The organism is Parafrankia elaeagni, assembly GCF_000374165.1.
In the GTDB taxonomy this organism is placed as follows: domain Bacteria; phylum Actinomycetota; class Actinomycetes; order Frankiales; family Frankiaceae; genus Parafrankia; species Parafrankia elaeagni.
The window spans coordinates 24654-37616 of the sequence record NZ_KB893670.1; the positions used below are offsets into that span (position 1 = coordinate 24654).

Genomic DNA, 12963 nt, shown 5'->3' on the forward strand with positions numbered 1-12963 from the left:
AGGCATGCAGGGCAGACGGACGAGGCGGTGAGCCGACCCGCGAACCGCGGGCAGGCCCACCGCCTCGTCCCGTTTCCGCACAGTCCCGTTTCCGCACAGTCCCGTTTCCGCGCGCTCCGCTCCTGCACGCTCCCGTCCCGAGCTCGGCTGGGTGCACCCTGTCGCTCATCGCACGGCGCCGGATACCGTTCGGCCATGTACTTCACCGACCGTGGGATCGAAGAGCTCGCCAGCCGGCGCGGGGGGGAGTCGGTGTCGTTCGACTGGCTGGCGGATGCCCTGCGCACCTTCGTCGACCTGCATCCGCAGTACGAGGACGCGGTCGAACAGCTCGCCACCTGGCTGGCCCGGCCGGACGACGACCCCGATCTCTAGTGCTCCCGGTCACGGTACCGGTGCCGTGACCTGACCGTCACACGGTGAGCACGAGCTTGCCGAACACCTCGCCGCCCGCCAGCCGCTCGAACGAGGTCCGGGCATCCGCGAGCGGGCGGACGTCGTCCACGAGCGGGCGCGTGCCGGTGCGGTCCAGCAGGTCCACCAGCGCGGCGAGTTCCGCCCGGGTGCCCATCGTGGTGCCGATCACCGACAGCTGCAGGAAGAAGATCCGGTTCAGTTCGGCCGGCGGGTTCGGGCCGCTGGTGGCGCCGGAGCAGATGATGCGCCCGCCCGGGCGCAGCGAGCGCACCGAATGCGACCAGGTGGCGGCGCCGACGGTCTCGATCACCGCGTCGACCCGGGTGGGCAGCCGCTCTCCCGACCCGACCGCCAGGTCGGCGCCGAGGTCACGGGCGCGCTGACGCTTCGCCTCGTCCCGCGAGGTGACGAACACGGTGTGCCCGACGGCCTTGCCGATGAGCAGGGCTGCCGTGGCCACCCCGCCGCCCGCTCCCTGGACGAGCATCGTCCCGCCGCCGTCCGCGGGCAGGCCCGAGCGGCTGACGACCATGCGGTACGCGGTCAGCCAGGCGGTGGGCAGGCAGGCCGCCTCCTCCCAGGACAGCGAGGCCGGTTTCGGCACGAGATTCGCGCGGGGCACCGCGATCCGCTCGGCGAGCGTCCCGGGGTGCAGCTCGGAGAGCAGCGTCCGTCTCGGGTCGAGGGTCTCGTCCCCGCCGCCGCGCGCCGGGTCACCGATCACCGCGTGGACGACGACCTCCGTGCCGTCCTCGCTCACCCCGGCGGCGTCACAGCCGAGGATCATCGGCAGGCGGTCGGCCGGCAGCCCGACACCGCGCAGGCTGAACAGGTCGTGGTGGTTGAGCGCTGCCGCGCGTACGGAGACCGTGGTCCAGCCTTCGGGGACAGCCGGCTCGGGCTGCTCGCCGACCTCAAGACCGGCAAGCGGACTGTCCGGGTTGATCGAGACGGCGGCGGCGGCAAGCATCAGGCAACTGTAGTGCCGGTGAGGCCACGGATGGTGCCGCCCGGGGCATCGGCCCGGGCGGAGCCGACCTGGCCGGGATGTGTGTGTCCCTGCCTGGTCCCGCCGGCCCGGCCGTCGCGCTCGCCCAGCAGATGTGCTGAACTCAGTCCCGTGGTGACACAGGGAGGAACGCCGGCTGCGGTTGGCCGGGACGGGGGCAGTCGTCGGTTCGGGTGGCGTCGGCGTCGGCCGGTGCCGGTCCCGGAACCGCCGGTGGTCCCGGCGACCGACGGTTACCCGGTCATCGTCGTGCCGTTGGCGGATTTCGTGTGCTGTTCCTACAAGGGGTGCGGCGCGCTGCGCCCGCTCACCGAGGCCAGCGAGAACCGGCCGTGCCCGGGCTGCGGCCGGGTCTGACCCGGCCACCGGCCCGAAGGTCCCGAGCAGCCTGACGCGGCTGCCAGCCCGACCTGCCCGCGGCCCGCCGTGGCTGCCAGTACCCTCACGGGGCCTGGCAGCCACGGCGGCCGGTGCCGTCCAGCGGCGCGTCAGCGTCAGCGGCGCGTCAGCGTCAGCGGCGCGTCAGCGTCAGCGGCGCGCGACCCCGTCGGCGCGGGCCGCCTCGGCCACCGCCGACGAGACAGCGGGGGCGACCCGCTTGTCGAAGACACTCGGGATGATGTTGTCCTCGGACAGCTCGTCGGCGACCACGTCGGCGAGCGCCCGCGCGGCGGCCAGCTTCATGCCCTCGGTGACCCGGCTGGCACGCACGTCCAGCGCACCCCGGAAGACACCGGGGAAGGCCAGGACGTTGTTGATCTGGTTCGGGTAGTCACTGCGACCGGTCGCCACGATCCGGGCGTACTTGTGCGCGACCTCCGGGTCGATCTCGGGGTCCGGGTTGGCCATCGCGAAGATGATCGACTCCGGAGCCATGGTGGCCACCACGTCCTCGGGCACCTTGCCCGCGGAGAGACCGAGGTAGACGTCCGCCCCGGCGAGGGCCTCGTTGATGGAGCCCTTGAGCCCGGCCTTGTTCGTCTCGGCGGCGAGCGCGGCCTTGACCGGCGTGAGGCCGTCCCGACCCGCGTAGATCATGCCTCGACTGTCACCGACAGCAATGTCGCCGATACCCGCGGCAAGCAGGATCCGGGTGACGGCGACTCCGGCGGCGCCGGCTCCCGACACCACGGCCCGCAGGTCCGACAGCTCCCGGCCGGTCAGCCGCGCGGCGTTCTCCAGCGCGGCGAGCGCGACGATCGCGGTGCCGTGCTGGTCGTCGTGGAACACGGGGATGTCGATGCGGTCCTGCAGCATGCTCTCGATCGCGAAGCACCGCGGCGCCGAGATGTCCTCCAGGTTGATGCCACCGAAACCCGGGGCCAGCCTGGCGATCGTGTCGACAAGCTCCTCGGTGTCGGTGCAGTCGAGGCAGATCGGGACAGCGTCGACCCCGCCGAAGTGCTTGAACAGCGCGGCCTTGCCTTCCATGACCGGCAGCGCGGCGGCCGGCCCGATGTCACCGAGGCCGAGCACCGCCGTCCCGTCGGTCACCACGGCCACCGTGTTGGCGCGCCAGGTGTACTCGTCGGCCAGCGCGGGTGTCTCCGCGATCGCGACACACACCCGGGCGACACCCGGGGTGTAGGCGAGCGAGAGGTCCTCCCGGTTGTTCAGCGGCGCCGTCAGACCGATTCCGATCTTCCCGCCCCGGTGGAGCGCGAAGGCGGGGTCGTCGTCGGACGGGCGTGGGCTCGGGCCGTCGAATCCCGGCGACGCTGCCGAGGACTCTGCCGAGCCGGGCCCTCCGGCCGGGGCCACGGTGGACGGGTCGAGGGTCGTGTGGTCGGTGGTTGCGGTCACGAAAGGGGCTCCTCGGACAAGCCACGGCGGTACCGTCCGGCGAACGGTGTCACTGACCGGACGTGGCTAGGACGTTCCCGGGGCCCCGGCGAAGATCGGGCGTTCGCGGGGCGGCGGGCATGCGGCGCCGCCTCGGACGTGTGAGGCGACTGGTGTGCCAGGGTGCCTGCGGCGGGGGTGGCCCGCCACAGCTTCCAATATGGCACGCCGAGGGGCCCGGGCCTGCCTGTCTGATTCACCACCGACGAACCCCAGATGTCTTCCGAATGAAACTCGCGGACGCCGGACGGGCCCGTGGATGTTGCCAGCCCGTGACATGCGCGGGCACCGGAGGCCTCCGGGAGGGGCCAGGACGGGCCCCGGCGCCGTTTGTCCACCGCCTCCGGCTGGTCCGTGCGGCGTGGACTGTCGGCCATCCGACTCGGTCCGCCCGGTTCGCCGGTCCTTCCCCACCGGGTCCGGCACCCCCGACCCCTCACCCGCCCGGCTGCCCCGGCACAGCCGCGGCACCCCGGCACAGCCCGCACGCCGCCGGGCCGGCCTCCCGCGCCGACTCCCCTCCCGGCCCCCGCACCCCGGCCCCGCCCCGGCGCCGCTCGGCCCTGCTTCGGCGCCGGGTCGAGCGGGTGAGGGGGCGGGCACGCAGGGCAGTGACCACGGCGGAGGCGGCGACGCAGACGCAACCGCCGGCGCAGGCAGCACGACAGGAGGCGGCGTGGGAGCGGGATCTGCGGGCGGGCGTTCCCGCGCGGGACTCCCGCGGCCGGCGTGTCGCCCGGGTTTCCAGAATCGGTCCGAATGCCGGGGCACTCCCGGACCCCGATTCCACCGCGTTTCCCCGGGGTTTCCTCCCGGCCGCACGCCAATGATCGCGGCTTCGCGACACACCCATCACAGATGAATCGTGAGACGATTCACGCCCAAGGCGGACGTTGTCCGTCCGTGGGTTTCCGGAGTGCACCCGGCGACTGGGGCGGGATCCGGCGGCCAGCAAGCCGCGGTCCAGGTCACCACACGTCCACCAGGAACATACGGATACGGATAACCGTCACCGGAGGACGGTGATACGACAGCGACCGGTGTCATCACGTTCACCCTGAGCGCGGGTTCCCGGGCGGCCCCGTCGGGGAATCGGTCGCCTAAACCTAGTAGCGTGTGTTGTCGTGGAGGTCACCGAGCTGCCGATATCCGATGCCTGGTTGTTCACCCCGCGCAAGCACGCCGATCCACGCGGAACATTCCTCGAATGGTTCCGTACCGACGCGCTGGAATCGGTGACCGGGCATCGTCTCGAACTCGCCCAGGCGAACGCCAGTGTCAGCCGTGCGGGAACACTGCGCGGGGTCCACTACGCCCAGGTGCCGCCCAGCCAGGCCAAGTACGTCACCTGCGTCAGCGGGCGGATCCTGGACTGCGTCGTGGACATCCGGATCGGCTCGCCGACGTTCGGCGCGCACGCGGCCGTCGTCCTGGACGACGTCGACCGGCGGGGCCTGTACGTGTCGGAGGGTCTCGGGCATGCGTTCATGGCGCTGACCGACGGCGCCGCCATCACCTACCTGTGCTCGACGCCCTACACGCCGGCACGGGAGTACGGCATCAACCCGCTCGACCCGGATCTCGACCTGCCCTGGCCACCCGACCTGACCCCACTGCTGTCCGACAAGGACATCGCGGCGCCGAGCCTGCACCAGGCCGCCGCCGCCGGAATTTTGCCCAGCTACGCCGACTGCAGGGCCTTCTACGACTCGCTGCGCCCCCTGGGCAGCGGCGCCGTTCGTTCCTGAGGCCGCTGCCGTGGCACCGGGACCCGGTGCCACGGCAGCGGCCTCAGGGCCCGCTACGCCCGCGGCGGGCGGCTGCGGCGCAGCACCCGGGGGCGCGGCCAGTAACGCGCCACCACCCGGCCCAGGATGTCCCCGGCGGGAACCATGCCGAACGCGGCGCTGTCGGTGCCGACCCCCACGTTGTCCGACCGCAGCCACCAGGATCCGTCCGGGTCGGTGAACTCCGCCCGTTTGATGCCGAGGCCACGGCCCGGCAGCCGCGCGACCACCACATCCCCCGGCCGGGCAGGTGCGCCCCACAGGACCAGACAGGCATCGCCGTCGCGCAGGGTCGGGCGCATCGACTCGCCACGCACGCCGACCGCCCGCGGAGAAATGTTCGGGCTCACAGGGGTAGGTTGCCAGAAGGCGGGAAACCGGTCCGCGAGCTGCTCACTCGCGGCTCACCGGCCCGCGATCGCAGCACCCAGGGCCGGCCACCCGGCGCGGGCACGGTCGCCCTGGGGCGAGGGAAGTCCCAAGGCGTACAGAGAGGACAGCGGCATGAGCCTGCTCAATCCCGCGACCAGCGTCAGTGCCCACTGCGACCTGCCCTGCGGCGTCTACGACCCGGCCCAGGCAAAGGTCGAGGCCCAGTCGGTCAAGGCCATCCAGGAGAAGTACCAGGGCAACACCGACCCCGAGTTCCGGGCCCGGGCGCTCGCCATCAAGGAGGAGCGCGCGGAGCTGGTGAAGCACCACCTCTGGGTGCTGTGGACCGACTACTTCAAGCCGAACCACCTGGAGAAGTACCCCCAGCTCCACGACCTGTTCTGGAAGGCCACCAAGGCCGCCGGCGCCGCCGGCGCCAAGGGCTCGGTGGACCCGGCGCAGGGCCAGCAGCTGCTCGACCTGATCGACGAGATCTCCACGATCTTCTGGGAGACCAAGGCCGCCGCCTGACGTCGGCGACCTGCGGCGAGGACGTCCCTGCCGGGTGGTGTGAAGCCACCCGGTGGGGACGTCCCCGTTTCCAGCCCCGGCTGTCCCGGACTGTCCCGACTGCCCCGCCCCGCCCCGCCCCGGAGCCGACATGATCAGAACGGCTGAACGCGCGGACGTCGTTCCCGTCCTCGGTCTGGTCCGCGACCTCGCCGCCTACGAGCGGGAGCCGGACGCGGTCGCCATGACCCCGGACGACCTCGCCGTCGCTCTCTTCGGCGATCCGCCGGCGGTGCACTGCCTGGTCGCGGCCGCTCCGGGCGAGGGAGGCGACGTCCTCGGATGCGCGCTCTGGCACCCGACGTTCTCAACCTGGACCGGTCAGGCCGGGATGTATCTGGTCGATCTTTTCGTCCGGCCCGGACATCGCCGCGAAGGGCACGGCCGCGCGCTGCTGCGCGAACTCGCCCGGCTGTGCGCGCGGCATGGCTACCAGCGCCTGGAATGGGCCGTACTGGACTGGAACACGCCCGCGCACGACTTCTACCGCTCGGTGGGGGCGACGGCCACCGAGGAGTGGACCACCTGGCGCCTCGACGCAGCGGCCATCGACGCACTGGCGCACCGGCGGCCGCCCCGGTGACCATGTCGGCTGACATGCACCTTGACGGCGACGTCCCGTGGTCCGAACGTCCGCACGAAGTGGTCATCAGGCCTGTGCGCGCGCCCTTCCAGCGCCTCGCGCCGGGCAACGAATTCCCAGGTGGCCGGTATGAACCGGCCATTCACGACCACGTGGGCCCGAGGCGCGTCTTCTGATCACCCGACCTGCGACACACCAGGCAGCCTGGGTACGGTGGTGAACGACGGGAGGCCATGCCGGGTGGTCAACCGGGGCAGGGCCATCATCGGAGTAACGCCCCGCGGAACAGGGCAGGGCTCACCACCGGAGTGTCGTCCGGAAACGGACATCACACCCCCGGGCCGGAGGCTGTCACGCCGTGGTGACAACGCTCTGGTATCCGGTACCGACGCGCCGAGGGCGCCCGGCACCGGAAGTTCGGCCGCACGAAGGGCGAGATCCACGCACGAACGGCAGCTGGTACGGCGAGAATCCAAGGCGGCGACGAGCATCGGGCGCACCGGAGGAGGTCGGCGGTCCCATCCAGGCCGGCGGCACAATCAGCAGGGCGGCCGGCGGCTCACGCGGCACAGCGGAACGCGAGGGGAACAGCACGACGCACCGTCGGCACGGCACCAGGCATGAGGTCCGGACACGACGCACCGGACATGACGCACCAGACACGCGTACAGACACCAGGCACGCGACAGACACCAGGCACGCGACAGACATCATCGACGAGGACCTTCCTCGCACGACCCGGGCTCTTGGGGGTAGGAACGTGAATCCGACGCCTTCTACCGGCGGCGCGGAGAACTCGGACGGCATCTCGGGCGGCGCCACCGGCGACGGCGGCCCGCACGACGTCGTCCAGCTCACCCTGCCCGCCGCGAGTGCCTATCTGACCGTCCTGCGGACGGCCACAGCGTCCCTCGCGGCCCGGTTGGACTTCACTCTCGACGACATCGAGGATCTCCGTATCGCGGTGGACGAGGCGTGCGCGCTGCTGCTCGTCTCCGCAGTGCCCGGATCCGCCCTGGAATGCAGCTTCGCCCTGGAACCCGGCGTGATGAAGGTCCTGGTCACGGTCGAGAGCCTCGATGGCGAACCACCGTCCAAGGAGACGTTCGCGTGGACGGTGCTGACCGCGCTGGCCGGTGACGTCTCCAGCTCGACGGGCCCGGGCTCCCGGGTCAGCATTGCCCTCCAGAAGCGTCGCGGCGTCCGGGCCGACCTGGGTGAGCCCCCGGCCGGGCACGTCCGCGGCTCAGGTGCGGCCTCCGCAGCGGCCCTCGGCGACACGGTAGGCACGTTGTGACTTCAGCCGGCAGAACACCCACCACGCCCCGATCGGCACCCGTGGGCCACGCGGGCAGCCACGATCCCGCTGGCGCGGGCGACCCGGTCGCGGCCATCAGCCAGCGCAACGCCGGCGAGGTCGCCGGCGTCACCCTGAGCGGGCCGGGAGCGGGCCGGGAGAAGAACGGCCACGCCCCGACCGCCGGCGCCGCCGGGAGCGGGTCCGCCACGGGCCGCCCCGCACCCCCGGCGTTGGGCGAGCAGGCGCACCCGGAGAGCCCCGTTGAAACCACCGTCGAGACCACCGAGGCGGCCGGTCCCGAGGCGGGTGCGGCTCCGGAGCGCAGCACCTCCCCGGACCGGGTCCGTGCCCGCGCGCTGTTCGCGCAGCTGGTCTCGCTGCCGCAGGGCGACCCGGAGCGGGCCGCCGTGCGTGACCAGCTCGTCCGCATGCATCTCCCGCTCGTCGAGTACCTCGCCCGGCGCTTCCGAAACCGCGGCGAGCCCCTCGACGACCTGGTGCAGGTCGCGACGATCGGCCTCATCAAGTCGGTCGACCGGTTCGACCCCGAGCGCGGGGTCGAGTTCTCGACCTATGCCACCCCGACCATCGTCGGCGAGATCAAGCGCCACTTCCGGGACAAGGGCTGGGCCATCCGGGTGCCCCGCCGGCTCCAGGAGCTGAAGCTCTCGCTGACGAAGGCGACCTCCGAGCTCTCCCAGTCGCTGGGCCGCTCGCCGACGGTCAGCGAGATAGCCCGCCACCTGGAAATGACCGAGGAGGAGGTCCTCGAGGGACTGGAGTCGGCGAACGCCTACTCCGCGGTGTCCCTCGACGCGCCCGACTCCGGCGACGACGAGGCACCGGCCGTCGCGGACACGCTCGGCGTACAGGACGAGTCACTCGAGGGCGTGGAGTACCGGGAGTCGCTCAAGCCGCTCCTAGAGAAGCTGCCGCCGCGGGAGAAGCGCATCCTGCTCCTCCGGTTCTTCGGCAACATGACGCAGTCACAGATCGCGAACGAGCTCGGGATCTCGCAGATGCACGTGTCCCGCCTGCTGGCCCGCACACTGGCCCAGCTGCGCCGTGGGCTGCTCGAAGACGGCTGACCAGACCGACGACCGACCCCCGGGCCCGGGTCGGTCCAGCTCCGTGCCCTCTCCGTGCCCTCCTGGCCCCGGCTCGCCACCGCTCCACGGGCCGGTCTGGCACAGGCCGGGCAGGCCAGGCCAGGCCAGGCCGGAGCTGCTGCCCGAGGCCGGAGCTACTGCTCCTGGCTGGCGCCGGGACGGGCATATCCCCCGCCGAGGGCGATCGCAACGATAATCATGATCGGCACCACGACCAGCGGTACCCCGTAGCCGTAGAGACCCCCCTGGAGCAGCCCCCAGGCAACAGGGAGGCACAGCACCTGGGTCACCAGCGCGGGTGAGCGGAACGCCTCCCGCCCGCGCAGCACACCCCAGGTGACGAGGCCGAGGCCGGCCGCGCCGACCAGCGCCAGCAGGCCGCCTGTCTCCGCCCGCCCGACGTCGTCGATGTCGGAGCCGAACCCCCGGACCACCAGCAGCACTCCGAGGCCGGTCAACACCACCGTCTGGAGCCCGAGCAGCGCTCCCGCGACCAGCAGGGGCCGCGGCACGGCACGCGTCTGCTGCGCCGGACCGCCGCCCGGCTCCCCCGCAACGCCGCGGTTGGTACCCATCCGTCGAGATTACGTGCCCGCGGCCGCGGGCCCGCCACCCGGCCGCGCGGCGGCGCCGGGTCAGCACGGACGGTGTGAGAGTTTTCCCAGCCGACGCCCTGAATGACTGCGCAGGCTACCGTATTGCCATGCGCGGGCTGCTGGTCGTCAATCCGGTTGCGACCACCACTACTGAGCGGGTCCGCGACGTTCTCGTCACCGCACTCGCCGCTGACGTCGACCTGGAGACGGTTGTCACCAAGGGCCGTGGCCACGGGGTCGAGCTCGGGGCCGACGCCCGTGAGATGGGTGTGGACGTCGTGATCGTCCTCGGTGGTGACGGCACCGTCAACGAGATCGTGAACGGCCTGGTGAGCAGCGGCCCGGCCGCCGGCGGCCCCGCGCTCGCCGTGGTTCCCGGCGGCAGCACGAACGTCTTCACCCGAGCTCTCGGGTACTCGTCGTCGCCGGTCGAGGCGACCGGCGAGCTGCTCGCAGCCCTGCGGGAGGGCCGCAGCCGCGAGGTGAGCGTCGGCCTGGCCCACTACGGCGACCAGCAGCGGTACTTCGCCTTCTGCCTGGGTGTCGGGCTGGACGCCGACGTGGTCGCCGCCGTCGAGCGGCGCCGGGAGAAGGGGCGGCGCAGCACCCCGGGGCTGTTCGTGCGCTGCGCGGTCACGGAGCTGCTGCGTCGGACCGGCCGGTCCGGCCCGACGATCTCCGTCAGCTCGACCGGCGGCGTGCCGGACCTGCGCGGAATCCTCGACGAGGCGGACGGCACTCCCGAGAGCGCGGCTCCCGCGGACGGTACGGGCCGCGAGGCCGGAGCCGCGTCCGGTGACGGCGGGTCGGTGGTGGGCGGTGACGGCGGCCGCGCACCGGTCGAGGTGTCGCTGGCGATCGTGTGCAACACCCGGCCCTGGACCTACCTGAACAACCGCCCGGTGGCAGCCTGCCCGGCCGCGTCCTTCGACACCGGGCTGGACCTGCTGGGCCTGCGTCGGGCGCGGCTCACCAGCGTGCTGCGGACCGGGCTGAAGATGCTCGGCGAGGACGCCGACCCGCGGGGCCGCAACGTCTACGGGCTCCACGACACGACGTCCCTCACGCTGCGTTCCGACGAGCCGGTCGCCGTGCAGATGGACGGCGAGGTGCTGGGCCTGTTCACCTCGGTCGAGCTCACCCACCACCCGCGGGCCCTGCGGGTCATCGCCTGACCCAGGTCAGCAGGTCAGTACCCGCCCGCAGTCATCTCCCGAGTGCCGTGGTGATGCCGGCCGGGTCGTCGCAGATGATCCCGTCGACGCCGGCGTCACGCAGCTCGAGCGCCGCCGCCGGGTCGGTGACCGTCCAGGTGACCAGGCGGACGCCGGCCCGGCGTGCCCGCGCCACCGCGTCCGGAACGCCGTGGACGGCGGACACGTGCGCATGGAGCTCGGTGTGGCCGGCGGAGCGGACATAGGCGATTCCGCCGCTGACCGACATCCGGGGCATGGTGAGGAACGCGGTCGCGACCCCGAGGCCGGCGTCGCGGACCGCCTCGATCGCGAACCAGTCGAAGGATGACACCGTGATCCCCGGCTGGACCGCGGAGCCGGCACCCGGCTCACCGCCGTTCGCCCGCGCGTCCGGCGTGGCTGCGGGATGCCACCGGGGTTCGGCGGCATCGCCGGTGGGGCTCTCGGCCGGGTCCAGCCGCCCGGGGGTGCCCGGACCCGGCTCCGGGGTGGTCGGACCCAGCTCGGGGAGGCCCCGGGCCCGCAGGAGCTCGATGAGCGCCCGGGCGGTGCGCTCCCGCGGCGCGTCGAAGTCGGGTTGACCCGGCTGGTTCTTGATCTCGAGGATGAGCCGGCCACGGCCGGCCCACACGTCCAGCACGTCGGTCAGTGCCGGGATCCCGCGGCTGGCCAGCTCCCTGGTCGACCGGCGGAGGACGGCGCGGCCACCGAGGCGCGGGAGCCGGGCGTCGTGCACACAGACCAGATCCCCGTCGGCGCTGCGCCGGATGTCGAGCTCCACGCCGTCGGCGCCGGCTCGTAACGCGGCGTCGACAGCCTCGACCGTGTTCTCGGGGCCAGGTGTCCGGCTGCCCCGATGGCCAAGAACCTCCATCGCTCCATCCTGCACGGACTGTTCCCCGCCCTTCCACCGCAGCATCACCGCCACGCACGGTGACCTTCGGGCGATTCCATCGGTGGCGGCAGCCCGCCGGGCCGGCCCGGCGGGACCCCCGCGCGCACCGCACCGCACGATGCGCCAGAATGGCCCCTACGCCTCCAGAATCAACACCAAAGCGACAACACAGCACAGAATGACCAGGCGGCATGGCCGCCAGATGAACGTCGCCGAGCGCTCGCGCCTCGGCCGACGTTCGGGCACCCCACAACGGTCCAACATGATCCGGAGAGCCTGGAAGTGCCGACAGCCACGGGATTCCCTCCCGATGGCCAATGCCCGATGGGCAGTCGCGTCACCCGTGGTCCGGCCGTGTCCCTGGCGGACAGGGACCGGCCAGAACCGCCGTCACACCACAGGTAGGTTCTTGCGCCCCTGCCCGTTCCGGTGGGAGGGTGGCGAATGTCCGAGGTAGATGCACGTGCACCTGGGACCACGCGCATGCACTCGCACCAGCCCCCGCCGCCGCGCCCGACGCGACATCCAGAATTTTCTTTCGGGACGCGACGCAACCAAGGCGGCTCACCGAGCGTCTGATGTGCAGTGTGGTCCGAGACGAGAGAGGGAGTAGTACGCATGGACTGGCGCCACCGAGCGCTCTGCCGTGACGAGGATCCCGAGCTCTTCTTCCCGATCGGTACGACCGGTCCGGCAGAACGCCAGGTCGAAGAAGCGAAGGCCGTCTGCAGGCGATGCGCGGTCACGAGTGACTGCTTGAACTGGGCTCTGGACACCGGGCAGGATTCCGGGGTCTGGGGTGGGCTGAGCGAGGACGAACGACGGGCGCTGAAGCGTCAGGTTCGCCTCCGGGTCCGCACCGCCTGAGCCTGGGCCCGAACCGCCCGAGCCTGTTGGCGCCCTACCCGGGGCGGCACCAAGCCGGACGGCGACAGCACCGAACTGGCCCACCGCCGGTGGGCTGATCACAACCGAACAATGATCGTGAACAGCCGTTCCGCGCACGAACGAGCCCGGCCGACGCCTCGCTGCAACGAGGTGCTCCGTGCCCGTTCCCGCGGAGTGGGTTCCGTGCGCGCTCAACGCGGACGGCACGAGAGGTAACACCATCGGCCGCTCTGTCCGCTGGTCCGCCGTTGCACCACGTGCGGGCTCGGACGGAGCGGCCGAAAAATCGTCCGGATCCCCGCCTTCACCGTCTGTGCCGCCTGCGGCTGATCGACCCGAGGCACCCGCACCATCGGAGGCAACGAACCCGTTCCAGCCGTCCGCGGGAGACGACGCAAC

General features: G+C 72.2%; 14 protein-coding genes. 9 read left to right on the forward strand and 5 right to left on the reverse strand.

Annotated elements, in window-relative coordinates; genetic code table 11:
- The first annotated feature begins 195 nt into the window (after positions 1-195).
- Complete coding sequence (locus tag B207_RS0100065) at positions 196-375, forward strand: DUF6104 family protein (RefSeq protein WP_018634464.1); 180 nt, start codon at positions 196-198, stop codon at positions 373-375.
- A 37-nt stretch (positions 376-412) separates the two neighbouring features.
- On the opposite strand, the gene B207_RS0100070 is transcribed toward B207_RS0100065, so the two are convergent.
- Positions 413-1387 carry a zinc-binding dehydrogenase gene (locus tag B207_RS0100070; protein ID WP_018634465.1) on the reverse strand — a complete coding sequence of 325 codons (975 nt, stop codon included), beginning with the start codon at positions 1385-1387 and terminating at the stop codon, positions 413-415.
- Between the two features lie 252 nt (positions 1388-1639).
- Here B207_RS0100070 and B207_RS40940 point away from each other — a divergent pair, with 252 nt between their 5' ends.
- A complete protein-coding gene (locus tag B207_RS40940) occupies positions 1640-1783 on the forward strand; it encodes a hypothetical protein (RefSeq protein ID WP_230204754.1) in 144 nt (47 codons plus the stop codon).
- A 171-nt stretch (positions 1784-1954) separates the two neighbouring features.
- Here the strand turns inward: B207_RS40940 and B207_RS0100080 are convergent, their stop codons facing one another.
- The gene (locus tag B207_RS0100080) at positions 1955-3229 is read right to left on the reverse strand and encodes an NAD(P)-dependent malic enzyme (protein ID WP_018634467.1); all 1275 of its coding nucleotides are present in this window, start codon (positions 3227-3229) and stop codon (positions 1955-1957) included.
- A 1163-nt stretch (positions 3230-4392) separates the two neighbouring features.
- On the opposite strand from B207_RS0100080, the gene B207_RS0100085 reads away from it, so the two are divergent.
- A complete protein-coding gene (locus B207_RS0100085; RefSeq protein WP_018634468.1) occupies positions 4393-5016 on the forward strand; it encodes a dTDP-4-dehydrorhamnose 3,5-epimerase family protein in 624 nt (207 codons plus the stop codon).
- Positions 5017-5069: 53 nt separating this feature from the next.
- Here the strand turns inward: B207_RS0100085 and B207_RS0100090 are convergent, their stop codons facing one another.
- Entirely contained in the window at positions 5070-5405 is a 336-nt protein-coding gene (locus B207_RS0100090) for a S24/S26 family peptidase (RefSeq protein WP_018634469.1), read from the reverse strand.
- 154 nt (positions 5406-5559) lie between these two features.
- Between B207_RS0100090 and sodN the strand changes: the two genes are divergently transcribed.
- From sodN to B207_RS0100110, 4 genes are all read left to right on the forward strand, one after another.
- Positions 5560-5958: a superoxide dismutase, Ni gene (sodN, locus tag B207_RS0100095; RefSeq protein ID WP_018634470.1), complete on the forward strand. Its 399-nt coding sequence runs from the start codon at positions 5560-5562 to the stop codon at positions 5956-5958.
- 130 nt (positions 5959-6088) lie between these two features.
- The gene (locus B207_RS0100100) at positions 6089-6580 is read left to right on the forward strand and encodes a GNAT family N-acetyltransferase (protein WP_018634471.1); all 492 of its coding nucleotides are present in this window, start codon (positions 6089-6091) and stop codon (positions 6578-6580) included.
- 760 nt (positions 6581-7340) lie between these two features.
- Positions 7341-7877: an ATP-binding protein gene (locus B207_RS0100105; protein WP_018634472.1), complete on the forward strand. Its 537-nt coding sequence runs from the start codon at positions 7341-7343 to the stop codon at positions 7875-7877.
- A complete protein-coding gene (locus B207_RS0100110; protein ID WP_084691929.1) occupies positions 7874-8968 on the forward strand; it encodes an RNA polymerase sigma factor SigF in 1095 nt (364 codons plus the stop codon). Before B207_RS0100105 ends, B207_RS0100110 begins: the two co-directional genes overlap by 4 nt.
- A 155-nt stretch (positions 8969-9123) precedes the next feature.
- On the opposite strand, the gene B207_RS0100115 is transcribed toward B207_RS0100110, so the two are convergent.
- Entirely contained in the window at positions 9124-9501 is a 378-nt protein-coding gene (locus tag B207_RS0100115) for a hypothetical protein (RefSeq protein WP_230204755.1), read from the reverse strand.
- A 191-nt stretch (positions 9502-9692) separates the two neighbouring features.
- Here B207_RS0100115 and B207_RS0100120 point away from each other — a divergent pair, with 191 nt between their 5' ends.
- A complete protein-coding gene (locus B207_RS0100120) occupies positions 9693-10760 on the forward strand; it encodes a diacylglycerol/lipid kinase family protein (RefSeq protein WP_018634475.1) in 1068 nt (355 codons plus the stop codon).
- Between the two features lie 31 nt (positions 10761-10791).
- On the opposite strand, the gene B207_RS0100125 is transcribed toward B207_RS0100120, so the two are convergent.
- A complete protein-coding gene (locus B207_RS0100125; protein ID WP_026310506.1) occupies positions 10792-11655 on the reverse strand; it encodes a glycerophosphodiester phosphodiesterase in 864 nt (287 codons plus the stop codon).
- Positions 11656-12294: 639 nt separating this feature from the next.
- Here B207_RS0100125 and B207_RS0100130 point away from each other — a divergent pair.
- The gene (locus tag B207_RS0100130; protein WP_018634477.1) at positions 12295-12543 is read left to right on the forward strand and encodes a WhiB family transcriptional regulator; all 249 of its coding nucleotides are present in this window, start codon (positions 12295-12297) and stop codon (positions 12541-12543) included.
- Positions 12544-12963 lie beyond the last annotated feature (420 nt).